The sequence below is a fragment of the Streptomyces sp. NPDC031274 genome, assembly GCF_055570235.1.
In genome coordinates this window covers 21,107-45,258 of the sequence record NZ_JBVIHP010000044.1, presented here as the reverse complement: position 1 = coordinate 45,258, position 24,152 = coordinate 21,107, and the positions used below count along the sequence as shown (strand labels likewise).

The window sequence follows — 24,152 nt, the reverse complement described above, 5'->3', positions numbered from 1 at the left end:
CCACAGCGTCCGGTTGTCGGCGGCCTCGGGCTCCGGCCAGCCCGGCCGCGGTGGTGGCGCGTGGTGCGGCGACGGCAGGTGGACCGCCGCATAGCTCACGTACAGGTAGGAGATGCCCGCGGCCTCGGCCACGGATCGCGCGGCGACCTGCCCCAGACCTGCCGCCACCACCACGTCACATCCGTCGAACGCCGCAGGGAAGGTGTCGAACTGTGTCTCGACCAACTCGTTCCTGTAGCGGGCCAGGTCCTTCGCCGAGGGCAGGGTCTTCCCGCGCATCAACTCCCTTGCAGGCGGCCCGACCGGCACCAGCCGCACTCCGATACCTGCGAGCCGCTCGGCGAACTCCTCGTCCGGCGGGGCGCACATCCGCACCTCCGCGCCGAGCGCCCGCAGCCGCACCGCGAGTGCCACCAGCGGTTCGACGTCGCCACGTGTCCCGTATGTAGACAACAGCACCCGCATTCAGCGTCCTCTTTCGTCGGGTCGTCCATGCGCTTCTGTCGTTTGCGCCCAGGCTCGGAGTGGTGGCCGACGGCGGCGCTACGTTGGTCGTCGGGAATGACCGGCGGCAGTGTAGGTCGCGTGTAGGCCAGGACGGTGGGGAGTCGTCGCGCATCATCGCGCCTGGTCGCGTCGGTCAACTCGGTTGTTTCGCAGCAGACGTCGGCCTTCGGGAGTTACTGGCCCTTCGGAGTTACTGGAGCAGCCATCTCGTGGCTAGGGTGCGCGTGAGTCCGGAGGTTCGGCGTCGGCCGACTCTGGGCAGTCTGTGCTTGGCGAGGTGTGCAAGATCCCCCATCGTTCACACAACCGGAGTGCTACGCGATGCAGAGTCCGTCCACACCCGTACCTGATGTCTCGGTCATCCTGCCCTGCGCCGGATACGGAACACGTTTCGGGGCGCCTTACCCGAAGGAGTTGCACTGTCTGACCCCTGGGGTCACAGTGCTGGACCGCAGCCTGGAAGCCGTCGTCGAACTCGCCAAAAGCGGACTCAAGGTGCGCCTGGTCGTCGTGTTCGGAGTACACAAGCTGGACACCGTGAGATATCTCCTTCGATATGCCGACATCTTTCAAATGGTCTTCGTCCACCAGGACGAGTCGTTCGGACCTGGTCTCGACGGGGCGATCCGGTCCGCTCTGCCGATGACCCAGGGACCGGTTGCCCTCGTCCTGCCCGACATCGTTGTCTCGGGTGCGGACACGCCTGGCAAGCTCCTTGACGCCTTCAGGCAGGTGGAGGTGGCGGGCTGGAGCGTAGTGGCCGCCGAGGAGCGGGATCACCACATACTTCGGCAGATGGGCGCGTTGGCCGTGGCTGAGGCGGAAGGCGTTCTGACCGTGGGCGCGGCCACCGACAAGCCGGCGGATCCCTCGGGCTTCAACGCGTTCTGGGGCATGGTGGCCGTCACCGAGAGCGAGGCGCACAAGCTGCCCGACGTAGTGGGTACAGGAACGACCAACCCGTTGACCGGTGCGGTAGCCCTCATGGTTGAGGGGATCGTCAACTACAACAGCCCCGCGGGCTGACTTCTTGCACGCCGACGTATTCGAGCGCGGTTGGCACTGCGCACGCGCGATGTCCTTGGTGTCTTCTCCACACAGGGGGCTCCGCCGAAGAGGCCGCCCTCGAGTCTGCACGGCCGACCCTGCGCCTGCCGAAAACGGAGCCCTGTGCCGACCGGTGGAATGCCTGCTGCGATCCCCGGCGACTCGACCTTGGCGACCGGCACATGCATGGTCGAGCACGACCAGCGCAATGCGTGGTTCGCGACGTTCGGCCCCCGCGCTGCTCGGGAGCAACGGAGTTGGGGCTGCTCAGCGCTCGGCGCTCAGTGCGAGGCACTTGAAGACGACGGATGTCAGCCAGTCTGTCGTCTGCTGCCCGCTCTCGAACGTGTTTCACGCGTGCGTGGGGTTTGCCAAGGCAGGGCACGTAGGGACGGCCTTCCGCTGATGCTGTGCTCTGTCACAGATACACCGCTCAGCAGGAAGGCCGTGGAGATGACTCTGTCGCGAGTGGGAGCGGGGCAGGATGCAATCCGGCAACTGTCACGCTTCCGCGCGGACTTCTACGACTGCTTGATCGGGCAGGCAGACGCACTGTGAGAGCTGACCGATGCCCTGTTGCGCGCGGACGGGCCGGCCCGCTGTGAAACGACCGAACGGGACCGGAGCAGGGCTGATCTCAACCGTCGCTGGAAGCTGCTACCGCAGCGCTCCCAGACGCCGCCAACAGATCAGCGTGCAGCCGAGGATGAGGAAGCCACGGTGAACATCGTCGTGTATCTCCCAGCGGATCCGAAGTCGGCGAAACCAGTGAAGGTGGGGAATCACCTGCGGCTCTTGGGAGCTGTGATGAATTTCCACTTGGTCGACACGAGGAGGCTGCTCTCTATGATCGCGGGATGCCTACGTCCTTCCTTTCTCACGGCCCGCGCGTGGCGATACGCCGCATCTCCGCCCAGGACTATGAGGAGACCACCGTTCTGACCCGGGCCAGCATCGGGTTGCACCATCCCTGGGTGCCCAGCTGCGAGAGAACCCGCGAAGAGTTCGCGTCATACATCGCCCGATTCGAGCAACCGACTCACGAAGGGCTCGTCGTCTGCCTGCGGCAGACCAGAGAAATCGTCGGCGGAGTCAACATCAGCAACATCGTCAAGGGGTCGCTACAGAGCGGGGCTCTGGGCTATGTCGCCTACGCCTCCACCACAGGCCACGGCTACATGACTGAAGGCCTGGATCTCGTCATACGGTTCGCCTTCGCCGACCTGGGGTTGCACCGGCTGGAAGCCAACATTCAGCCGGCGAACACAGCCTCGTTGAAGCTCGTTGAGCGCCTGGGGTTCCGCCGCGAGGGCCACTCTCCCGGCTTCCAGCTCATAGACGGGGTCTGGCAGGACCACGAGCGGTGGGCGATAACCAGCGACATGATGCCTCCGGCCAGCACGCCCTCAGGCTCGCCAGCGCTGGGAGTAGCCCTCCAGCAACGGTCCGCCGAGTAGGTCGAGCGCCTGCTTCACCGCAGTGGCCAGCGGCAGGAGTTCGGCGTGTTCGGCCACCGCCTGATGGCCGTCCAACAGGGCCTTGCCCAGTGCGGGGTCCGCGCTCAGCAACCGGCGGGGAAGCCATTTGCCGATACCTGTCCAGGCACCGTGGTGGGCGGTGACCAGGTCTGCTGCCTGACGCAGCACCTGGTCAGCGAGGGAAAGCTGCTCGTACCGGTTGTCCGGTGGGGTGTCGATCAGGTCGTCCAGGAAGCAGGTAAGACCGTAGCGACCGTGTTCCCACTCAGCTGCGGTGAGCGCAGGAGGCCCGGCGGCGAGCATGTCCTGGGCCAGTTGGCGCGTGCGGGCCACGTGCCCGTGCGGATCAGCCAGGGGCAGACCCTGGTCATAGACGAAGAGGACGGTTCCGCGACGCCGGGCACGGTCCCATGCGAAGAACTCCGGTACGTCCGCGAGAGTGTTCAGGAACAACTCGACGACGCGGCCCTCGTGACGAATCACCTCCCGTCGGCTGACATCGGAGTCGGGAAGGAGCACGGCCACATCCAGATCGCTGGTCGAAGTGGCGCGACCTTGAGCAGCAGAACCTCCGAGCAGGGAGCCCAGGGCATGCGGAAAAAGCTCGGTGACCACATGGAGAGCTTGGGCTTCAACAGCTTCTTGATCTTCCATGGGCGCTCATCGTGCCAGCTCTCACGAGCAGATCGCCAGGCACCGTCTGGCAACGAAGTCGTACTCGTCGGTGCTCGGTCCAGGAGACGGTTCTCCAACATCCCTGCAGGTGCTGGGAGCAGGGATGCCACCTGGTCGTGATCGCGGCGACCGCGGGATCATCCCCGCGGGTGCCGGGAGCAGACTCGTTCACCAGGCATTCTGCCGTCACCGGCCCGCGTATCTCACCAAACGCGACATCGCCCGTATCATCAACCGCGACGCCTCCCTGGTCTCCCAGTTCTACACAAAACACAAAGGCGCCGCCTTCGTCCCCGCCCTCAACCAGGTCCTGGCCGCCGTGCAGAGCGGCCACATCAGCGAGGTATCCGAACTCGCCGCCCTGGCCGCGCCGCACGTCACCCGCCGCACCACCGCCTCCGGCGCCCGCGCCCGGGTCCGCGCCAAAGCCGTCCTGATCACCCCCATCGGCACCGGCCGCGTCGCCGCCCAGGCCATCGCCTCCAGCTCCGCCCGCCTGCGCCCCCTGATCGCCGAAGCCGCCCGCCGGACCCTGCGCCAGGCCTCAAGCCCTCCACTGCCTCACCCCAAGCCACAATGCATGTTGGGATCAAACAGGAATCAGGGGGCAAAACGCTCAGTAACGTGTCACTGCCGTTTGCTGTGGACCTCCGTGAGTTCTACGGCTGCCCGGACCAGAGCCGACAGAATTCCCGGAACAATGATCCATTGAGGCAGCCCGTCATCCGATACGCCCTCGACGATGCCGACGAGGACTGCGGAAACGGACAGCCCCAGGTGGATCACTGCGGTTGCCAGCCCCAGGAAGCGATGTGCTGGGACCAGCCACACGAGTGCGGCCCAGGCCAGGGAGATCACGGCCCACAAGGGGAGCAACAGTGCCATTGGGCTCTCTCAGTCGCTGAAATCAAGGTCTGGCTTCAGGCCGGAGTCCACGCAGAAGTGGCCTGAGGGGTTCGCTCCGGGGGAATCGAGCTGGTCGATGCCCCAGGGGTTGCCTCCCTGCCCGGTGCCGGAGCTGCAGCCGCCGTAGGGTATGTCGGCGACATCAACTTCGGCTGCCTCACTGAACTTCAGGAAGTTGCCGTTCACCACCGGCGCCTTGCTGCCCGACAGTGTGCCATCCAGACCCATGGCCTTGCCGTTGCGGTACAGGTACTGGCTGGGCATGAAGCTGGACCGGAGCAATGGCCTGTTGCTGTTCTTCTTGATGGTTCCGTCCGTTCCTGCCAGATGGGGGCAGCCGCGTTGAACAGGGATCCGGTCATCCCGGGTTTGAAGAACGCATCGTAGATCTCCCCCACGACGCCGGCGACCTTCAGGTTGAACTTGACGTCGTTTTGAACCTTGTACTTCCAGTCGAAGGCGGCATCGGTCGCGCTGCTGACGCCGAGCATGGGCCGGTATCCGATGGATCCGCCGGAGGTGTGCAGGGCGGCGACGCAGGTGCCGCTGCCGTCCGTTACCGGGTTTCCTGCGGCATCCACTATGACGGGCTTCTTGCCCATGGATGCGTACTCGCGGCCCGGCAGGATGCCGGTGGTGTTGGTGTCGGTCGTGGTTACCACGCCGTTGTGCTCGTTGAGGTCCACGGCGTCGTAGTTGAGGTCCGGTGCGGGAACCCCGTAGTCCCTCTGGATGGCCTTGAAGGTCTCCCTGACGAAGTCCGGCAGGTGGGTGTCCGCGGTCCGGCTGTCGTACTCGACGAATTCACTCCCCTCGACGATCTTGCTGTCGTCGGTCTTCACGTACGAGACCGTCACCTTGTTGCGGATCTTGTAGGCGCCATCGTCGGTGTCGAACCGTGACGGCTTGGCGTCGCTGGTGGGCCGGTCGGTATAGGGGTTGGAGAAGTGCATCCAGTTTGTCATGCCCTTCCCGTCGGAGTGGTCGACCGGATCGGTCCCCGCGGTCTTGACCTCCTCGTGCCACTTGGTCATGGCAGCTTTGGTCTCCGGCATGACGCAGCCCTGGCTGGGGCCACCGGTGCAGGTTGGTTCCGCCATCACTGCGCCCGAGGTCTTCATGCCCCAGTCGTAGAGCGTCTGCCGGCCTTCGAACCGGGGCAACGGCAGCCCGGCCAGCAAAGTACGCAGCCTGTCGGTGTCGATCCGGCCGCGGTTGAGGGCGCCGTACAGTGCGCCGTGGCCACGGCGGTGTTCGGGCACCAGCGTCAGGTCCACCGGCGAGACCACGGGCCCGACGGCACAGAGCAGCGCCTCGGTCAGTTCGAACAGTTCGTCACGCCGGGCGGTCAGACACTCGTAGAACTCGCCCCGGAAGCGTGACGCTTCCGCGAACGCCTCCCTCCGGACATCCTGACGCAGCAGACTCATAGCAACGGCCTTCGGTTGATCCCGTACCTCTGTGACGGAGCACAGGATCAAGCGAAGGCCGCCCTCGCGTCCGGCGAACTCCCAGGCGGGTGAACCCGTTCGGGACACCGTTCGACTCCGGAAGCAAAAGACCAAGCTCAGTCGCCTGCTCCGCCAACGAACACAGAGAGCCCGTTGGCACTGGCCGTTCGTACACTGAGGTCCTATGCCGTGTCCTCGGAGCCGTCTTCCGACAGCCGGTCATGTGAGGCTGGAATCGCAGTACGCTTGCTCACGCCGGGAAGGGGCTCGCGTCCTCTTCTACGACGCGGGGGCCAGCATGCTCGATCAGGCATTAGTGGCGCTAGCTTCGTCGGCTGGCATGGCTGTTGCCCAGGCGGCCGGCACGGACGCTTGGCAGAGCGTCCGGGAGCGGGTGGCCCGTCTCTTCGGTCGCGGTCCTGCTCCGAGCGCTGCCGAGGAAGCAGCTCGGGAGCGGCTGGATCGGACTGCCGCCCAACTGGAGGGTTCTCAGTCCGAGGCAGCCGAGCGGGTCCGTAACGCGGCCGTGTGGGAAACACGCTTTCAGGACTTCCTGGAGGACTTGGACGAGGCCGACCGTGACCGCGCGGCCGCCCGGCTGCGTGAGCTGGTGACCTTGACTCAGCCTGCCAGCACTAGCGTTGCAGCTGGCGACGAAGGCATCGCTATTGGCGGTAACGCACACGTCCAAGCCGAGAACCAGGCGGCGGCCGCCCTGAAGATGGGCGATGTGACCATCGGAAACCCTCCGCTGCCGGGTCCGGACAGGGGCTGACCGAACCCGGCACGCTCCCCGCCACCCAGATCAACGCGCACAAGGCGTTCAACGCGCAACAGCAGTCCATCGCAGCCGAGTACATCAACCGGGTGGAGCAATACTTCGCTCCACGGGCGCCCGTGACGTGGCCCCACCGGACCGGGGACCTACTGAATTCATCGGGGTGTTGTCGGGTGGTGGGTGAGGCTGAAGCCGGTGCCGGCGAGGCAGCCGTCGATGAGTTCGGGATGACGCTGGATGTGCCGCAGGCCGTGGCGTAAGACGCGTTCGAGGTGTTCGTGATCTGCGAAGGCGGTGTTGGCCAGCGGGCCGCGTCGGAGCAGCGACCACACCCCTTCCGCCGGGTTCAGATCCGGTGCGTAGGGGGGAAGCTGCACGATGGTGAGCCAATCATGTTCCGCGGCGTACTGACGCATTCCGGCGGTCCGATGGGTGTTGAGATTGTCCCAGATCAAGACGATCGGGGCGCCGAGCTGCAGGTGGGCACGCACGACCAGGTGGCGGTAGTCGCTCCAGGCGAAGCTCTTGCGTGCTGGACCCGGATGCTTGCGGTGACGATACGGGCGGTAGATCAGCCGTGAGATCTCGCCGGGTTTATAGCAGCACAGAGCGGCGATCGAGAAGCGGCGCCAGGAGCGTCCCCGCACCCGCACCACCGGCGTGTGCCCCCGCCGGCTCCAAGTGCGGGCGACGGACGGTGTCATCGAGAACCCGGCCTCGTCCTCGAACACCACATAAGCCCCGAGCGCCGCCGCAGTCATTCCACCTGCGGCCACACCTCCTTCTTCCACAACCCCACCGCGTCCTCATCGCGCTCCAGCGCCCGGCGGGCGGGCGACTGCCAGGACCAGCCATGCCGGTGCAACAACCGCCACACTGCCGCCGGCGAGACATCCAGCTCGAACTTCCACCAGATCAACGCCCGGATCCGGGCCAGCGTCCAGCGCTGATCCTCCCAGCCGTGCACGGCCGGGCCCCGCGCCAACTCCTGCTCCAGATCGGCGAACCGCTCAGCGGACAGCTTCGGCACCTTCGCCGGCCCCGAGGACGCCAGCGCATCCATACCGCCCGCCCGCCAGACGCGCCGCCAGCGCTCCACCGACCGCTCACTGACCCGCAGATCCTTCGCGATCACCGCGTTCTTCTCGCCCCGCGCGAACCGCTCACCGGCCTCGAACCGGATCCGCTCACGGAAGTGCTGCCGCTCGGCGGTCAGCCCGCCACCCTGCGAATACCGCATACCACCGGCCTACCGCAGGGATCACCAACCGTCACCCTCCCCGACAACACCGCGAAGAGATCAGTAGGTCTCAAGGGCCCAACCAGGCCTGATCAGGCGAGGCGAGGGTCTGCTATCGCGCGAGCTGGACCTTGATCGGCGTGTTGGGGCAGCGGGTGGCGTTCTCGGCGAGGGCGGCTTCTTCGCTGGGGTCGATGGCGAGCTTCCAGCGGGTCTTGATGGCGACCCACTGGCTCACGTAGTCGCACCGGTTGCCGTCGGCCGGGGGCATCCAGGTCGAGGGGTCCTGGTCGGACTTGCTGCGGTTGGACTTCGCCGTGACCGCGATCAGTGCCCGCTCGTCGCCGAGGTCATTGGCGTAGGCCTGGCGCTCGGCCGCACTCCAGTGACTGGCCCCGGAGTCCCAGGCCTCTGCGAGCGGGATGCGATGGTCGATGTCGAGCTTGGAGGGGCCTTCGATGTACTGGTCGTCGTACTCCGAATACCAGCGGCCGCCGGTCAGCTTGCACCGGGGGCCCTGGTCGGGGGCGGTGAGTGCCTCGGCCTTCAGCACTTCGGCGCGGGTGGTGCAGCCGTCCTTGTCGGCATCCACCCAGTGCTTGAACGAGGTGCGCTGGTAGCCGGTGCGGTCCTCATCTTCGATGGTCAGGGATTTGAGGGCGGCTTGAAGGGGCTGGGTGACGGTCTCGCCGGCCCGGGGTGCCGTATTGGGGTGGCCAGTGGGGGCGGCCTGGGCGGTGGCGGCTGGGATGGCCAGGGCCGCGGCGGCGGCGAGCAGGACAGCGGTGCGGGTGATGGCGGGCACGGGTCTCCTCGAAGGTCACAGAGTGTTCGTGATCTTCGTAGCGAGTCGGTGCTCCCCGCCGTGCCGTAGAGGGCGTTCGTGTCACCCGCGCGAGCGGTAAGTCAGATCGGTGCGATGCCCTGGGACTCCCGACGCCGTGTGTGAGCTTGGAACCCTGAAGTCGCGTGTTTTGACGGCGCGTGCCTTTCTCGGTGCACACCCTCACATGAGGTGGGCGATCGACGTCTGGAGTCCCGTGAGAAGAAGATCGAGCATGGCCCGGAGCACGACGTGACGTGTTCGGTCAGGTGCGTTCACCCCTGTCTAAGGCGGTTCCTGTGCCGTGTCCACTGCCATTGCGGCCGGGGGTGCAGTACTCGACGCTCACTGCGGCGAGCATCGCGACCTCACCGCGGCGCTGCCCCTTGGCCTGCTCGTCAAGCGCTTTCCCGCTGTCAGAGACCCCGGTTCTCTGGAGCCGACCGGATCCTGGCCTTCTTGCTGCGGCGGGGTGGTGCTGTCCCCGAGTATGGAAGGAGTTGCGATCGGGGAGTGGGCGTGGGCCCGAGGGGTAGGGGGACGTGCTGTGCCACAACAGGTGACGATGAGGCTCGGTAACGGCAGTGAGGTAGCTGCCGTGTTCGAAACGGACACTGATCTGCATGGTGGGGATCTGGAGCTGGCGGCCGGGAACGGCATGGTGGCGCGGGCACGGATGTCGCTTCATGAGGCTTTGGAGCAGGTGAAGCCGACTCTCGCCATGGTCGCCGAAACACTTCGGGAGCTCGGGCCGGATGAAGCCGAGGTGGAGTTCGGCCTGAAGATGGGTGGTGAGACCGGCGTGATCGTCGCAAAGGGAACGGCGGAAGTGAACTTTGCCGTTCGCCTGACGTGGAATCGCCCCTGAAGTCATGGGCGTACAACGTGAGGGTTTCATAGTCAAAATCCGTGCGGGCACATCGGGCGAGCCCATCGGCATCGGTTTCGTCGTCGGTGACAAGCAGATCGTGACCTGTGCCCATGTGGTCAATGTCGCCCTGGGGCGGGTGAAGGGCAGCCCGGACCGCCCTCCCGCAGGGGCACGTGTTCAGGTCGAGTTTGTGTTGTTGGGGGACTCGGAAGGGGCACCGCTGCGGCACTGCCGCATCGGGTCTTGGGATCCCCCGCCAGGGGACGGCCTGCTGGGCCGGGATGTTGCTGGGCTGGTGCTGGTGGGTGGGGACACCCTGCCCGTCGGTGCGGGTCCGGCTCGGTTGCTCGATGCCCGCACGGGAGCCGTCGGCGATGCCGGGGTGAAGGTGTTCGGCTATCCCGGCAATCCACCCCGTATGACAAACGGGGCCTGGAGTACTTGCGTGCTGCGGGGTGCAGTCGGTGGGGGCCTGATACAGCTGGATGCCGACAGTGAGTCAGCTCTGCGGGCCCAACCGGGCTACAGCGGGTCGCCGGTCGTCGTCGCCGATCGCTGGGGAGACGCGATCGTCGGCATGCTCGCGATCGCCGGCCGTGACGGTTGTGCCGATGACGCGTACGCCGTGCCGTTGTCGGAGGTCTCTGCCGCCTGGTCTGAGCTTCTGGGCAGAAGCATTCTTCCGCCCTGCCCGTATCGAGGGCTGCGGGCCTTCAGTGCCGAGGATGCCTTGGCCGGTGTGTTCGTCGGCAGAGAAAGAGAGGTCGAACGGCTCCGAGCCATGGTGAAGGCCCAGCCGCTGGTCACGGTTACGGGTCCGTCAGGGGTGGGGAAGTCGTCGCTGGTCGCGGCCGGGCTCGAGCCCGAACTGGCCGCGGACGGATGGTCTGTGGCGACGTTCCGCCCCGGCGTGGCTCCCTACGAGTCGGTGGCCCGCGCCTTGCTGGAGCTTGAGCACCCGCTGAGGGCTCACAGCCTGGAGGAGCTGGAACACCGTGCCCGCGCCGTGCGGGAGCAGGGATTCTGGCCGGTCGCTGCGAGGCTCGCGGTGCTAACGGGCCGCAGGCTGGCTCTGGTCGGAGATCAGTTTGAGGAGGTGCTGAGCAGCGGCTCAGAGCGCCGGGAGCCGCTGGGCTTCTTACGCCAGCTTCTTCCGCCCCCTGACGAGGCGCAGGATGCGAATGTACGTCTGGTGTGCACGCTGCGAGCCGACTTCATCCCGGAGCTGTTGGAGATGCCCGACATCGGCCCCCGTCTGCAAGACCGGCAACTGATCGTGTCCCCGTTGGACGAACTGGCTCTGACGCGGGTCATCGTTGAGCCTGCCACGGTGACCGGCATCGCTTTCACACCCGGTCTGGCGGAGGCCATTGCGGCGGAGGCGAGCAGAGCAGCCGGGAGTCTCCCGCTGCTGGAATTCACCCTGACGGAACTGTGGCCCCTGCAGCACGACAGGCGCATCAGCTTTGACAGCTACCACGGCCTCGGCGGGGTGTCCGGTGCATTGAACGAGCACGCGGAAAAGGTATACCGCTTACTGTCCCAACAGCTGGACGAATCCCGTATCCGCCGTGTGCTGCTCTCCATGGTCCGCGCGCGACGCGGCGCCGCGGGCGCAGTCCGCGTCACCGCGCACCGGTCCCACCTCGGCAAGGACTGGTATATCGCGCAGCTCCTTGCGGATCCTGGACAGCGGCTGGTGGTCCTGGGCCCAGGAGGGCCCGACACCGCGGAAATCGCGCATGAGGCGTTGATCCGGGAGTGGGCCAGACTGGCCGCCTGGGTAGAGGACGATGCCGACTTCCAACAATGGCTCGCCGTCATCGAGGAGCGGGCCAGGGAAGGCGATCTCCTGTCCGCTACCCGCCTTGCGGAGGCGGACAGATGGCTCGGTGAGCGCGCAAATGACATCCCTGAGTTGGTCGTACGCCTCATCGACGGCAGCCGCCAAGAGATCCTGATGCAGCAGCGCACCGAGCAAATGCTCAGCGCCTCACAGGACCTGACCGAACAACTGCGGCAACGCTCAGATCAGTTGGAGCAGCACCGTGCGGCGCTGCAAGCCTCCAATGGCGAGCTGGAGGAGAAGGCCGAGCTGCTCGCCCGGCAGAACCGCGACATCGAGGTCAAGAACACCGAGATCGAAGAGGCCAGGCAGGTACTGGAGGAGCGCGCCGAACAGCTCGCCGTGTCGATGCGGTACAAGTCCGAGTTCCTGGCGAACATGTCGCACGAGCTGCGTACGCCGCTCAACTCGCTGCTGATCCTGGCCAAGTTGCTCGCCGACAACGCCGACGCGAACCTCACCCCCAAGCAGGTGGAGTTCGCCGAGACGATCCACGGGGCGGGCTCGGACCTGTTGCAGCTGATCAACGACATCCTCGACCTGTCCAAGGTCGAGGCGGGCAAGATGGATGTCTTCCCGACGCGCATCGCCCTCGTCCAACTCGTGGATTACGTAGAGGCCACGTTCCGGCCGTTGACCGCGGAGAAGGGGCTCGATTTCTCCGTACGTGTGTCTCCGGAGCTGCCGGCGACGCTGCACACGGACGAGCAGCGGCTGCTTCAGGTGCTGCGCAACCTGTTGTCCAACGCGGTGAAGTTCACCGACTCCGGAGCGGTCGGGCTGGTGGTGCACGCGAGCCGCCATGTGCCCGAAGCTATCCGCGAACAGCTCCTGGAGATGGGTTCGCTGCGGGACGCGGACGCGGATCTGATCGCCTTCTCGGTGAGCGACACCGGCATCGGGATCGAGGGCAGCAAGATGCGGGTCATCTTCGAGGCCTTCAAGCAGGCCGACAGCGTGATCAGCAGGAAGTACGGGGGCACAGGCCTTGGTCTCTCCATCAGCCGGGACATCGCCCATTTGATCGGTGGAGAGATTCACGTCGTCAGTGAACCCGGCCGCGGCTCTACCTTCACGCTGTACTTGCCCCAGGAACCAGCCGGTCCGCCGGCGTCCCAGCATCCGGTGTTAAGCGATGCCGTGTCTGCGGTGGACGGACGTGAGGAAACGCAGAACGCGACGAATCCGCGGCAAACGACTGGATCATTTCCTGCCGCGCACCCGGAGCTATCCACCCCCACCTTCCACGGTGAGAGGGTACTGATCGTCGACGATGACATCCGTAACGTGTTCGCACTCACCAACTTCCTTGAGCCGCAGGGGTTGCTTGTGTCGTACGCGGAGAGCTTCCGTGCAGGCCTCGAAGTCCTGGAGAAACACCACGATGTGACGGTCGTGCTGATGGGCATGTCAGATACGGGCAGACAGGCGATGGCAAGGACGATCCGCACGATGCCGCAGTTTGCCGGACTCCCGATCGTCGCGCTCACTGAGAAGGCCAAGAAGGACGACGGCGAGCGGGCTACCGATTCCGGTGATTCGGACTGGGTACCAAAGCCGGTCGACTCGACTCACCTGCTCTCCATCCTGAGCCAACAGGTCCGTGCAAGGAACGATGTCTGAATCACGCCCCTTCATCGGAGCGAAGGGGCGTGCCGGGAGGCTGCCGAGGCGCAGGCGCTCAGATGCGCCCGAGACGTCGATGCGGCTCGTACTGGTTTCGGTGCCCGGTGCCCGGTGCCCGGTGCCCGGTGCTGGCCTGGCTGGTCGGCGCCCCGGGCCAGATCGTGATGAAGCCGCCTCCCGGATGTTGTATTTCGAGCTCACCGACCCTAGCAAACATACTTTTCTACTTGTTTCAGAGTTGACCTCAAGCGTGGTAACCTTGAAACAAGTAAAAAAGTATTGGAGGAGTGTGCCGGTTGCTGCAGATTCAGATCGGTGCCGAGCGCGCCGCGGACGCGGGTGACCTGCTGGGGCGGGCCGCCTTGGGGTGGCGTCCCGGCATGAGTGAGGCCGAGGCCTGGGAAGTGGGTCGCGGCATCTGGAAGTTCAACGCCGACCGGGCTCTCTCCCAGGATGAGGTGCAGATCATCAACGCCGCAGGCACCGTGCTCGCCGTCGCCAAGATCACCGGGATCAGCAAGTACGACGGCCGCTACGCCCTTGAAGGGGAGCTCCTGTTTGCCGACCCGCGGGTCGGCAAGCCCACCCCCAGCCCGCACCTGTCCCGAAACCCCGTCACCTACATCTGAACGGACCGTCCCGGTGAGTGACTTCGACATTCTCGGCTCGCGAACGGCATCCCCCAAGGGAGAAGACGCGGTGGACAGCGAGCAGACCCCGGCCTGCCCTGTGCCCCGGAAGCTGGCGTCCCTGGGTGACACGGTCGGCGACATCCTCGCGCCTGCCGCGGCGCCGGGCCGCTTGTTCGGGCTCACGGAGCTGGACGCGGCCACCGGCGGTCTCCAGCCCGGCCGCCTGACCCTGATCGCCGCAGCCCCCGGCGCGGGCGGCAGCCTCCTTGCGCTCGCCGCCGCACGCCACACCGCGCTCACCGAAGGCAGCCCGGTGCTGTATGCGGCCGCGGGCCTGACAACCGACGTCGTCACCCGCTGGATCATTGCTGCCGAGGCCAAAGTTGACCTGCGCAGACTGCGCGCAGGAACCCTCACCGCGCCGGAACGGGAAGCCGCCGAGGAGGCCGGCGCGCGCCTCAGCCAGCAGGCCCGGCTGTTCTTCGACGACGGGGTTGGCCTGACCGCCGCGGCCATCGCGGAAACCGCACCCTACGTCGATGGCCTGGCTCTGGTCGTGGTGGACCGCCTGCACCAGAACACTGACCCGCACATCCCGCTCTCCGGGGGCCAGGTGCCGCCCGCCGCACGCGCTCTGACGCACCTGGCCCGGCAACTGTCGGTCCCGGTCCTGGCCGTCCTGAACACCGCCGACGCCGACGCCGTGCGCAGTCTGGACGCGGACGTGACCCTCACCCTGGCTGCCGCAGATGACTCCGGCATCGCGGAGGTCACCGTCGCCGAGCGGGACTTCGGGCAGACCAATATCTGCCTGCGGGCCGACCTGGACCACGCCCGCTTCACCGACACTCCCGCGCTGCCCGCCCCGGCCGTGTCCACCGCACCGAACCCCGGCGACAGCACCCCACCGGCAGCCGACGCACTCACCGCAGCCGATCAGGAACTGGCCGAGGCAGCCCTGCCCTTCACCTCCGGCGCCGTCCGGGGCCTGCCCGCCGAGGCTCTGCAGCTCCTGGCCGACCACCGCGACGCGGTACTCAAGGGAAAGACGCAGGAACTGCCCGGCCTGCGCGCCTACACGGCCGCCCTGGCCGCGGCCGCCGGTCTCCTCCTTCCCGACACCAGCCAGGGGCAGCACCTGCGCGCCGCCCTGGACGCCTTCGCCGCCGTCCACCGCGCCGAGCACACCCCGGCCGATGCCGCCGAACCTGGCACCGGCACTAAATCCGGCCAGGACGTCAACGCCGACGTCCCAACAGGGGAAGCCGAGCGCAGCGACCCGGCTGAAGACCAGCAGCCGTCCACGGGGGAGGAGGCGCCGGCGGACCAGGGCCAGGATCTGCAGCCCGGCGACGAGGACGACGAACCCGAGGACGCACCCTTTCCGGCACTGCGCCTGCTCAAGGAGGCCGTCGCGCGGTCGAAGATGCATCCGATCCCCGTGGTCCGCAAGGACGAGCGCGAGGACGAGCCGTGGTCGTTGTTCAACGAGGTCATGGACGGTGAGCCGCGCTGGGTGCACCCCGAGGTACAGAGCGTGCGTACCCGCGGCGGCAAGCGCCACCAGCTGATCGTGCCCGACCAGTTGGGTCCCGGACAGTTCTGCACGATCGACCGCAACGGCTCCTACCCCTCGGCCTGCTCGGCCATCACGCTGGCCCCCAACAAGCTCCTGCCGACCGGAGCGCTGGAGCAGCGTGCCAAGGACCAGGCGGGCATCTTCCAGATCGACGTCCCCGCCTGGGACCACGCCACCATGCCCCACCCGCTGGGACGGCTGGCCGACCGCCCCGACGACCAGGGCCGGATCTGGGTGACCACTCCGCACATGGAACTCCTGGAAAAGCTGATCCGCCAAGGACACATCACCGAGCCGCTGCGCATCCACGACTCGTTCACCGGCCGCGCCAACAACTCCCTGCTCAAGCCCTTCTACCAGGAGGCGAAGAAGGCCCGCGCCGAGCTGATCGACGCGGGCGGGGAGGCGTACACCGAGTACAAGCGGCGCCTGTCCATCGCCCTGCGCCTGCTGTGGCCCAAGGGCGAACGCCTCAACTCGCCCTTCTGGCGCCCGGACTGGCGCCTGAGCATGGTCGCCGAAGCCTCCGTACGCCACTGGGTCGTCGCCTGGGGCGCCGTCCAGGACGGCCACACCCTCATCGCCCTGCGCAACGTCGACGAGGCCGTGTTCTGGACCCCGGACGGCACCGCACCCGCCAAATACAAGATCGGCACCGGCTTCGGCGAGGTCAAAGTCAAGACCGAAGCCCTGCAGGGGAGTGAGCACTGATGCCCCAAGGCCAGGGCCCCACCCTGGGCGCAGCCCTCAACAGCCTGCTCGCCACCTTCAACCTCACCCCCAAAGGCCGCCTGGCGTCCTACAAGGCCAAGACCTGGCACGCCCAGCTCGTCCACCTCATCCAGACCCACCGCGGCTACACCGCCCTCGAAGAGGCCGGACTCCACATCACCCACGCCACCCTCATGAAGTGGCTGGCCGACGACGAGTACAACGTGCGCCGCAGCTACCGCGACCTCATCGCTCAGGCCTACGAAGCAGCAGCGACGATCCCCGCGGATCCAATTCCGCAGGCCTTCAAGGACCACCAGTTCGAGATCCGCGGCATCGTCAAGACCGGCCCCGACGAACGCAACCGCGGCGCCAACGGCAGCGCCCCGCTGCGCATCGACGGCCGCAACGGCCACTGGACCTCCATCGAGGCCAAGTGGCGCGAGGGGGAACTCAGCGACGCCGAGTTCGAGGACGACTTCATCGACTTCGTCATCTGCGACGACATCGGAGAGGGCACCGACGGCTGGGACTTCCCCGGCGGCACCTACATCGTCACCTGAGTCTGACGAGCGATGCACCACCAACGGCACGCGCATGACCGGCCACGCCCACACAACCGGTCCCCATGGCGCATTCTGCGGATCGTTCTGCCCACCGCCCGCGTCCGGCGCCTCCCGGGTAACCGGACGCGGGAGCGATGCGGGCGGAGTTCACCGGGGTGGACGGCACGCTGGTGCAGCGCCGCTGGATTGAGGCGGCGTGGCGGCGGGTTCGAGCAGCTCTCCAGTCGAGGAGGCCGACCCTCGCTGTAAAGTCGCGTGCGCGGTCATCATGAGGAGCCAAGCGGGGGTACCGGGGTGCAAGGGGCAAGGCTGACACGGCGTCGGAACCTACAGTACGCAGCCGCCGCGCTGGCGCTGCTCACCGTGTGCGCGGCGGGATGGTTCTTCGTCAGCGGTGGTTACGGACGCTGGCGCGATGAGGTGTCCGTGGCTGACGCGTGTGATGGCACGGTCTCCGTCGACCAGGCGCACGCACTGCTGGGCACCGATGATGTCAGCGGCGACACGAGCCACAAGGACGCGGGAGGGAAGAAGTCTTCAGACGGATCCAGCCCCCCGGTCATCTGCTGGCTTGACGGGCCGGGCGGCTATAAGCAGCGGGCAGTGGTCCGGATGGAGTGGCGCTCCAATGCATGGGGCCCGCACATCGTCTCGGGGCGGGAGGCCAGCAGATCCTTCCGCACTGCGCTTCCGGTGCCGATCGGCGGGGGATGGTCGGGCATGGTGAATCTCAAGGACGATGGTGCTTCGGCCACCGTCATCCTCCCGTGCCGTAACACGCGCGGGCCACGCGCCGGAGACAGCTTGTCGTTGTTCGTGCACAGCTGGGGCTCCAGGCCCTACGGGGAAGCGGCGCAGCGTGTGCGGCTGGCCCGGTTCGCGACGCGGACCGCGCAGGCCGGCGCCCGCGAGTACGGCTGCGATGCCCGCTCTGGCGATCGTATAGACCGGGTTGAGCCGCTTGACTACGGGCGGGAGTCATACCCGGATGCATCGGCCCTGGCAAAAGCTGACGGTACCTGCACGGGCATCACACCGGGCTGGCTGATCACCCGTGCACACGGCACTGAAACGGGCCGCGCGCCGGTCGAGGACTGCCTGTTGATCGACAACAAGGACAGGCCCCTGTTCCGTTTGTCGGCCTACTACGGGACCTTCGCGGACGACCAGCGATTCAAGACGCAGACGGCGCCTGATCCGCCCAAGAGCAAGCCACTCTTGACGGACTACCTCTTCCGGGCCGAGGCAACCTGCCCTGGCTCACCGAGGCCAGCGGTCTTCGCGATCGACTACCGCGAATACGACGACGACCCCAAACCGCAGCTCCGCTACGCGCGAGCAGCGCTGCGTCAATTCGCCGAGCAGTCCGCGGCACGGCATGGCTGCGGGGCCCCAAACGGGCTGACCGGACTGTAGAAGCGTCCGTCATAGAACGTGCGGCGTCACCTGCACGATGGCCTCCCGCGTGACCATCAACCGTGAAGCGGACCTCGCGTTCCATTCCTGCAGTCGTTGCGGGAGCCGGGTGCGATCCTTCTTGGATGAACGATCTCGGCGACGCAAACCTGCGCACCTGGACGCTGCGCTTCATGACTCTCCTCACAGCCGATGCTCAGGAACAGCTTGCCTGGCTGGGCGAGCGCGCGCTGGAAGCGAAGGACGTCATCGAGGAAGGGGAGTTGCTCTGCCGAGTCTCCGAGGGAACCAGGTGGCGGGCAGAGCGGCATTGAGTTGGGTGGTGGCGTGGGTGCGGGCCTGTACCGACAGCAGATGTTCATGCCCCGGGAGGCACCACGCCGCCCGGGAGGGGTGCTGTTCACGAGAACGGGAGGCACCCAGCCGACACTCGGCAACGGCGTGATCGCGACTGCCACCTACGCCGCGGGACCGACGAAATGCAGCTCACGAGGTGACGGAACGGCGTCAGGGGGCCGGGTGGCTCCTGGGCGGGGTCGCACGGGCCTTCCCCCGTGATGATGGGCACGCGGTTATTGATCACACGGCAAGTGTGAGTTTAGCGGCGTGGTGTCGTCGTTCGTAGTCGTCGGGGCTGAGGTGGCCGTTGGCGGAGTGCCGGCGGCGGGTGTTGTAGCGGGTCAGCCAGGCGAAGACGGTGCGGCGGCAGGCGATGGCGTCGCCGTAGTCGTGGGCGCTCTGGAGCGTCTCGCGTTTCAGCGAGGCATGGAAGCTTTCGCAGGCGGCGTTGTCGGCGCTGGTGCTGGCCGTACCCATCGACCGGGTGACCTTGAGCTGGTCGCAGAGGGTGGCATAGGCCCGGGATCCGTACTGGGCGCCGTGATCGGAGTGGAACACCGCTCCGGCCAGCGAGCCGCGGGTCGAGGCGGCCATCCGCAGGGCGTCGGAGACCAGTTCGGTGCGCATGTGGTCGGCGATGGACCAGCCGACGATCTTGCGGCTGAAGCAGTCCAGCACGGTCGCGAGATAGAGGAACCTTCCTCCCGCGAGCGGGAGATACGTGATGTCACCCATGTATTTCCGCCCCGGCTCAACGGCCGTGAAGTCCCGGTGGAACAGGTCTTCGACCGGTGAGGTTGCCGGGTCGGGGACGGTGATGCGGACGCGTCTGCGCAGGCGGATCCCGGTGATGGAGTACGTCCGCATGACCCTGGCGACCCGCTTCTCGTTGACCACGTGCCCTTTCTCGCGGAGCTCGGCGGTCACGCGCGGGGATCCGTAGGCGCGGCCGGACTCGCCGTGGATCCGGCGGATCTGTTCGGCCAGGACCCGGTCCTTACTCTTCCGGGCGGCCCGGGCCTCGGCGCCGGCGAGCCACTTGTAGTAGCTGGACCGGTTGACGTCCAGGACCTGGCAGAGCCGCTTCACCTCGTAGGTGGCTCCGTGGTCGTCGACGAACTGGAAGCGGCTGGTCACCAGTGCGTCTCTCCGGCGAAATACTTGGCCGCCTTGCGGAGGATGTCCCGCTCGGTGGCGAGCTTGCGCTCGCTGGCCTCGAGTTCAGCCACCCTCGCCTCCAGCCGCCGGACCCGCTCGTCCGGATCTGCAGACGCGACCGCTGCCGGCCGGGCGGGAGGTTGCGCAGCCGCGGCGGTGGCGCCACGGCGTTCGCGGTCCCGCAGCACCCACTCGCGCAGGGTCGCCCGGTTGATGCCCAGGTCAACGGCAATGTTCTTGTACGTCGCCCCGGGTGTGGACTCGTACAGGGCCACAGCATCGGCCTTGAACTCGTCCGAATAGTCCTTTAGCGCCATCGGCGGTCTTCTCGCTTCCTCCGGATCAAGCAGATCCAGTATCCGCGTGTCCACCACTCAGGGGGAGGCTCCGGTTGCCGCTCTCCCCGGTCCGCCTTGGGGAGGGCACGATGCCGCCTCACGGCGCGATTCCAGCTGTCAGCGCTCATCGCTATCTGGGACACGGCCAGTCACGTACGCCGTTCGCCGCTGTCCGGGCCCCGCCCTTCGGGGGTCGTCGGTCAAGGTCTCCTGGAGCCCGTGGAGTTGATGTTCGGTCCTGCGCACCGGTCCTGACGTAGGCGGCCGGCTGCGCGCCTCGACGCGGGATGTCGGGCGTGATCACTGCAGTGTGAAGCACCGGCGTATAAGGGTCGGTTGTTTTCGGTCAGGTTTGTGTAGGTGTGGGTTTCGCTGTCTGCAACTGGGGTGTGGGGAGGCTTTGGTTCATCACTTTCTGCGGGTTTTGTCCGTGTCGAGGGGAAGGGCTGATTCCGTCGTGTGTAGCACGGGGGTTCGGGGGAATGGACCCGCGGCATGTGGTGATGGCGTGGCAAGTTGTGTGCTTCTCGTGACCGCTGGGGTCTGCGGGATGTGACTTCCTGTGGGGGGAAGCCTTGATGCAACGCACCGTCGGTGCGCGTTTTCGCGTGTCCGGAAGAGAACCAGCCTGGCCACGGCGGCAGCCCTGGCCACCGGCGCCCTGACCCTGTCCCTGCTGCCCGCGACAGGGGCCTCCGCCGCGGATGATCCGGGGTCGGCGTGGGGTAAGGACGCCCCGTCGTTCACGATGCCCGAGGTGAAGGTCGGCGAGAACGAGCCGCTGGCACCGCAGGCCGAGCGCTCGCCGTCCGCCGAGGTGGCCGCATGGCGGGCAGAGCAGAAGAAGCGGGCCCAGGGCGGCGAGAGTACCGGTCGGTCCGGTCGTGCGGCGCCCAGCGACTACGTTGCTGAGGGGCAGGGCGATGTGCCCTGGCACAAGATCAGCAACTTTGCGATCACCGACGCCCTGACGGCCCGTATCGACTACTCGACCGGCAATCTGATGCTCACGGCCACCGACTTCGAGATTGCCGGTGTGGGGCAGACCCTGAGCCTGTCGCGTACCTACAACTCCCTCGATGCACCCTGGGGGAAGGTCTCCCAGCGGTGGTGGCAGCAGTACGAGCGCTACCTCCAGGTCCTGGACGACGAGGTGGTTCTGTACGACGCCTCGGGCGACAGCCTGCGTTTCACCGAGAAGGCCGACGGCACCTTCACCACGCCGAAGGGCTACTCGAAGGAACTGAAGAAGAACGCCGATGGCACCTATACGGTCACGAACTGGAAGTCGCACTCGAAGGACACCTACAACGCCGACGGCACGCTGACCAAGGTCACGGACAAGAACAAGGGCGCCATCACCGTCACCCAGCATGACGAGGGCGGCGAGCAGAAGGGCTTCAAGCTGACCGAGACCCGCTCGGGCCGGTGGATCGACCTGGTCAAAACCGATGCCTCGCAGTGGCAGGCCAAGGACAACTCAGGCCGCACCGCCGTATTCGACCTGGATGCTGCCGGGAACCTGCACAAGACCACGAACGCCGAGGGCAAGACCACCACCTTCGACTACGACGACTCGCGCCGCCTGACGAAGGTCACCACGGCCGAGGGGCGGGTCACGGTCTTCACCTACGACAGCGCCAACCGCGTCACCTCCATGCTGCGCGCCACGGAGTTCAACGGCTCGGGCCACACCGGCCCGACCTGGAAGTACGAGTACGACGCGGCCTCGCCCACCGAGGCGGGCACGACGAAGGTCACCGACCCCGAGCTGTACGCCACCACCTACAAGCACGACGAGGACGGCCAGGTCTCGGACGTCACCGACGCCCTCAAGCACTCCCGCTCCACAAAGTTCGACGCGAACCACAACGTGGACACGTCCACCGACGCGATGGGCTCGGGCACCACACCCGGCAACGTGTCCGACTACGGGTTCAGCACCCGCAACAATCTGGAGTCCGTGAAGTCTCCGACGGGCGGAAAGTCGATGACCAGCTGGCAGACGATCGCCGGCGGGGACGTGCCCAAGGACTCCACCAACGCCGATGGCGAGAAGACCAGTTACGGCTACGACACCGCGGGCAACACCAAATCGGTGGCCCAGGAAGGCACCGGCGGCGGCAGCGTCTCCTACACCTACAACCCCGCCACCCCCACCTGTAAGGGCTTTGAGGGGCAGCGGTGCACGGCCGAGACGAAGATGTCGTCGTCCAGGACGGTGAAAACCTCCTTCACCTATGACGACAAGGGCAACCTGGTCAAGGTGACTCCTCCGAAGCCGCTGGGGGAGACGACCTACACCTACGACAGCCTCGGGCGCACCGAGACTCTCACTGACGGCCGCGGCATCAAGAAGGTCTTCACCTACGACCACCTCGACCGCATCAAGACCGTCTCAACCACCAACGACACGGTCCGCTACTTCTACGACGACGACGGAAACCTCACCCAGCGCGACGACAACACCGGCACCATCAAGTACCAGTTCGACCCGCTGCAGCGCGAGACCGTCCGCAGCCTGCAGGACGGCTCTCAGACCCTGCTCGCCTACACCCCGGCCGGGAACGTCGACTTCTACCAGGATCCGGCAGGGAAGGTCGATTACACCTGGAACGAGGTCAACAAGCTCAAGGAGCTCAAGGACCCGCAGGGCCGGGTGACGACGTACAAGTACAACAACAACGACGTCCGCACCGAGACCGCCTACCCCGGCGGCACTGTGCAGAAGGTCGGCGTCGACAAGTCCAGCCGCCCCGAGAAGATCAAGGCAACCTCCCCCAAGGGCACCCTGGTCGACCTCGCCTACACCTACGGCTACGGGACCGATGCCAAGACCGACGGCGACAAGATCCGCACCAGCACCGACGCCGTGACAGGCACGAAGACCAGCTACAGCTACGACGGAGCGGGGCGCTTCTCCTACGCGGCGGAGAACAAGGGTTCCGCGGTGAACGAGTCCTGGCAGTACTGCTACGACCTCGCCGGGAACCTCACCAGTCAGGGCACCGAGAAGGGCTGCCCGCGCGGCACCACCTACACGGTGAACGACGCGCAGCAGATCACGGCGAAGAACGGCTCTTCCACGAACTGGTCGTACGACCAGGAAGGCCACGAGACCGCCGCAGCCTCCACCCCGGAGGGCACACGCTCCGGCGAGACCTGGTCGGATCACAGCCAGCTCACCTCGCTGACGGTCGGCGGCAAGACCTATGAGGGCCAGTACGGATCCACCGACCAGAGCGAGCGCATCAAGCTCGGCGACACCTTCTTCCACAACGGCCCGATCGGCCTTTCTGCCACGTCAACTGCGGAGGTAGACACCGGCTTTAACCGGGAACCCGGGGGCACACTCAATTCCATGACCCGTGACGGAAAGGCGCACTACTACCTCACCGACGCCCTCGGCTCCGTCGTCGCCACAGCCGACGAATCCGGCACGAAGGTTAACAGCTACTCCTACAGCCCTCGCGGCGTTACGCGAGCGGCGAGCAGCGAAAAGGTCAGTCAGCCCTACCGGTTTACTGGTGGCTACCAGGATGTGACTGGCATGTATCACTTCGCGGCCCGCTACTACGACCCCAACATCGGCCGTTTCACCCAACCTGACCCCTCAGGCCAGGAAGAGAACCCCTACCTGTACGCCGAGGGTGACCCCGTCAACCGCATCGACCCGTCAGGTCTCTTCAGCTTCGCTGATGCCCTAGGACCCGTCGGTGACCTCGGGCAAGGCATCGGTCACCTCATCGAAGGCGATACGAAAGCCCTGTGGGGTGATGTGGCCGGAGTGGTAGCCGGAGGGATTGCCGGAGGCCTTTGCGCTTCAGCAGTGGCCGCCACAGCGCCTGCCACTGGTGGCATGTCCCTGGGGGCAGCAACCGGTTGTTACGCAATCTCGTGGAGCGCTGGTCAGATCGCGGGAAACGCGGTCTCCGGCGGCTGACACTAGGACAGGCTAAGTGGCCGGGGGCAACAGACTGTCCCCGGCCACCGTAGGAAAGGGAGATGCAATGCCCAGAGTCGACTGGACCATGGAGCAACGTGCAGGAGTGAAACGCTACGCCCTCTTCACCGCCTTCTTCTGCCTGTTGGGACTTGCCCTCTCGATATTCCTCATTGCCTCGGGAAACTCTGGAGGCTGGGTGCTCCTGGGCTTTGTAGGCGT

17 protein-coding genes and 4 pseudogenes are annotated in these 24,152 nt (G+C 66.4%); 12 read left to right on the top strand and 9 right to left on the bottom strand.

What is annotated here, in order from left to right; translation table 11 throughout:
- Positions 1–465, bottom strand: a 465-nt coding sequence (locus ACZ5CR_RS41650) for a glycosyltransferase (protein ID WP_468867808.1), incomplete at its 3' end; no start/stop codon positions are given.
- Between the two features lie 483 nt (positions 466–948).
- Here ACZ5CR_RS41650 and ACZ5CR_RS41645 point away from each other — a divergent pair.
- Positions 949–1,533 (top strand): hypothetical protein, encoded by a 585-nt coding sequence (locus ACZ5CR_RS41645; protein WP_468867806.1) that lies wholly within the window; start codon positions 949–951, stop codon positions 1,531–1,533.
- 678 nt (positions 1,534–2,211) lie between these two features.
- Here ACZ5CR_RS41645 and ACZ5CR_RS41640 read toward each other — a convergent pair.
- A pseudogene (locus tag ACZ5CR_RS41640) lies at positions 2,212–2,328 on the bottom strand (IS5/IS1182 family transposase); the annotation flags it as partial.
- Between the two features lie 83 nt (positions 2,329–2,411).
- Between ACZ5CR_RS41640 and ACZ5CR_RS41635 the strand changes: the two are divergent.
- Positions 2,412–3,011 carry a GNAT family N-acetyltransferase gene (locus ACZ5CR_RS41635; protein WP_468867802.1) on the top strand — a complete coding sequence of 200 codons (600 nt, stop codon included), beginning with the start codon at positions 2,412–2,414 and terminating at the stop codon, positions 3,009–3,011.
- Here ACZ5CR_RS41635 and ACZ5CR_RS41630 read toward each other — a convergent pair.
- The 4 genes and pseudogenes from ACZ5CR_RS41630 to ACZ5CR_RS41615 form a co-directional block, all read right to left on the bottom strand.
- Positions 2,961–3,686, bottom strand: coding sequence for a nucleotidyltransferase domain-containing protein (locus ACZ5CR_RS41630; RefSeq protein ID WP_468867799.1), 726 nt, complete (start codon positions 3,684–3,686; stop codon positions 2,961–2,963). The genes ACZ5CR_RS41635 and ACZ5CR_RS41630 overlap by 51 nt on opposite strands.
- 648 nt (positions 3,687–4,334) lie before the next feature.
- The gene (locus ACZ5CR_RS41625) at positions 4,335–4,592 is read right to left on the bottom strand and encodes a hypothetical protein (RefSeq protein ID WP_468867798.1); all 258 of its coding nucleotides are present in this window, start codon (positions 4,590–4,592) and stop codon (positions 4,335–4,337) included.
- Positions 4,593–4,601: 9 nt separating this feature from the next.
- Positions 4,602–4,799: a hypothetical protein gene (locus tag ACZ5CR_RS41620; RefSeq protein ID WP_468867796.1), complete on the bottom strand. Its 198-nt coding sequence runs from the start codon at positions 4,797–4,799 to the stop codon at positions 4,602–4,604.
- A gap of 947 nt (positions 4,800–5,746) precedes the next feature.
- Positions 5,747–6,043 (bottom strand): annotated as a pseudogene (locus ACZ5CR_RS41615) (transposase); the annotation flags it as partial.
- 319 nt (positions 6,044–6,362) lie between these two features.
- On the opposite strand from ACZ5CR_RS41615, the gene ACZ5CR_RS41610 reads away from it, so the two are divergent.
- On the top strand, positions 6,363–6,839 hold the full coding sequence (locus tag ACZ5CR_RS41610; RefSeq protein ID WP_468867794.1) for a hypothetical protein: 477 nt from the start codon (positions 6,363–6,365) through the stop codon (positions 6,837–6,839).
- Positions 6,840–6,997: 158 nt separating this feature from the next.
- Here ACZ5CR_RS41610 and ACZ5CR_RS41605 read toward each other — a convergent pair.
- A protein-coding gene (locus tag ACZ5CR_RS41605; RefSeq protein WP_468867793.1) for an IS630 family transposase occupies positions 6,998–8,082 on the bottom strand; the annotation gives its coding sequence in 2 pieces (ribosomal slippage) (positions 6,998–7,618 and positions 7,621–8,082; 1,083 coding nt in all).
- A 112-nt stretch (positions 8,083–8,194) separates the two neighbouring features.
- Complete coding sequence (locus tag ACZ5CR_RS41600; RefSeq protein ID WP_468867809.1) at positions 8,195–8,878, bottom strand: HNH endonuclease family protein; 684 nt, start codon at positions 8,876–8,878, stop codon at positions 8,195–8,197.
- A 625-nt stretch (positions 8,879–9,503) separates the two neighbouring features.
- Here ACZ5CR_RS41600 and ACZ5CR_RS41595 point away from each other — a divergent pair.
- The 8 genes and pseudogenes from ACZ5CR_RS41595 (at position 9,504) to ACZ5CR_RS41560 (ending at position 18,466) form a co-directional block, all read left to right on the top strand.
- Entirely contained in the window at positions 9,504–9,773 is a 270-nt protein-coding gene (locus tag ACZ5CR_RS41595) for a CU044_2847 family protein (RefSeq protein ID WP_468867791.1), read from the top strand.
- A 4-nt stretch (positions 9,774–9,777) separates the two neighbouring features.
- Positions 9,778–11,559, top strand: a pseudogene (locus ACZ5CR_RS41590) (nSTAND1 domain-containing NTPase); the annotation flags it as partial.
- A gap of 57 nt (positions 11,560–11,616) precedes the next feature.
- Positions 11,617–13,245 (top strand): annotated as a pseudogene (locus ACZ5CR_RS41585) (ATP-binding response regulator); the annotation flags it as partial.
- Positions 13,246–13,544: 299 nt separating this feature from the next.
- Positions 13,545–13,877 carry a hypothetical protein gene (locus tag ACZ5CR_RS41580; RefSeq protein WP_468867788.1) on the top strand — a complete coding sequence of 111 codons (333 nt, stop codon included), beginning with the start codon at positions 13,545–13,547 and terminating at the stop codon, positions 13,875–13,877.
- A 13-nt stretch (positions 13,878–13,890) separates the two neighbouring features.
- Positions 13,891–16,170 carry a DnaB-like helicase C-terminal domain-containing protein gene (locus ACZ5CR_RS41575; RefSeq protein ID WP_468867785.1) on the top strand — a complete coding sequence of 760 codons (2,280 nt, stop codon included), beginning with the start codon at positions 13,891–13,893 and terminating at the stop codon, positions 16,168–16,170.
- Positions 16,170–16,733, top strand: a complete 564-nt coding sequence (locus ACZ5CR_RS41570; protein ID WP_468867783.1) for a hypothetical protein — start codon at positions 16,170–16,172, stop codon at positions 16,731–16,733. The genes ACZ5CR_RS41575 and ACZ5CR_RS41570 overlap by 1 nt, the downstream gene beginning before the upstream one ends.
- A 366-nt stretch (positions 16,734–17,099) precedes the next feature.
- Positions 17,100–18,152: a hypothetical protein gene (locus ACZ5CR_RS41565; RefSeq protein ID WP_468867781.1), complete on the top strand. Its 1,053-nt coding sequence runs from the start codon at positions 17,100–17,102 to the stop codon at positions 18,150–18,152.
- A 125-nt stretch (positions 18,153–18,277) separates the two neighbouring features.
- Complete coding sequence (locus ACZ5CR_RS41560) at positions 18,278–18,466, top strand: hypothetical protein (protein ID WP_468867778.1); 189 nt, start codon at positions 18,278–18,280, stop codon at positions 18,464–18,466.
- 265 nt (positions 18,467–18,731) lie between these two features.
- Here the strand turns inward: ACZ5CR_RS41560 and ACZ5CR_RS41555 are convergent.
- Positions 18,732–19,966 (bottom strand): IS3 family transposase gene (locus tag ACZ5CR_RS41555; protein ID WP_468867777.1). Its coding sequence is split into 2 segments (ribosomal slippage): positions 18,732–19,645 and positions 19,645–19,966, totalling 1,236 coding nucleotides; the frame shifts between segments, so codons are not numbered across the junction.
- A 769-nt stretch (positions 19,967–20,735) separates the two neighbouring features.
- On the opposite strand from ACZ5CR_RS41555, the gene ACZ5CR_RS41550 reads away from it, so the two are divergent.
- Entirely contained in the window at positions 20,736–23,930 is a 3,195-nt protein-coding gene (locus ACZ5CR_RS41550) for an RHS repeat-associated core domain-containing protein (protein WP_468867774.1), read from the top strand.
- Positions 23,931–24,152: the final 222 nt, after the last annotated feature.

Bases quoted from the DNA above. Each gene is read 5' to 3' on its own strand.
- ACZ5CR_RS41625 (WP_468867798.1), bottom strand. From the start codon at position 4,592: ATGGCACTGTTGCTCCCCTTGTGGGCCGTGATCTCCCTGGCCTGGGCC.
- ACZ5CR_RS41610 (WP_468867794.1), top strand. From the start codon at position 6,363: ATGCTCGATCAGGCATTAGTGGCGCTAGCTTCGTCGGCTGGCATGGCT.
- ACZ5CR_RS41635 (WP_468867802.1), top strand. From the start codon at position 2,412: ATGCCTACGTCCTTCCTTTCTCACGGCCCGCGCGTGGCGATACGCCGC.
- ACZ5CR_RS41560 (WP_468867778.1), top strand. From the start codon at position 18,278: ATGAACGATCTCGGCGACGCAAACCTGCGCACCTGGACGCTGCGCTTC.
- ACZ5CR_RS41550 (WP_468867774.1), top strand. From the start codon at position 20,736: ATGCCCGAGGTGAAGGTCGGCGAGAACGAGCCGCTGGCACCGCAGGCC.
- ACZ5CR_RS41630 (WP_468867799.1), bottom strand. From the start codon at position 3,686: ATGGAAGATCAAGAAGCTGTTGAAGCCCAAGCTCTCCATGTGGTCACC.
- ACZ5CR_RS41570 (WP_468867783.1), top strand. From the start codon at position 16,170: ATGCCCCAAGGCCAGGGCCCCACCCTGGGCGCAGCCCTCAACAGCCTG.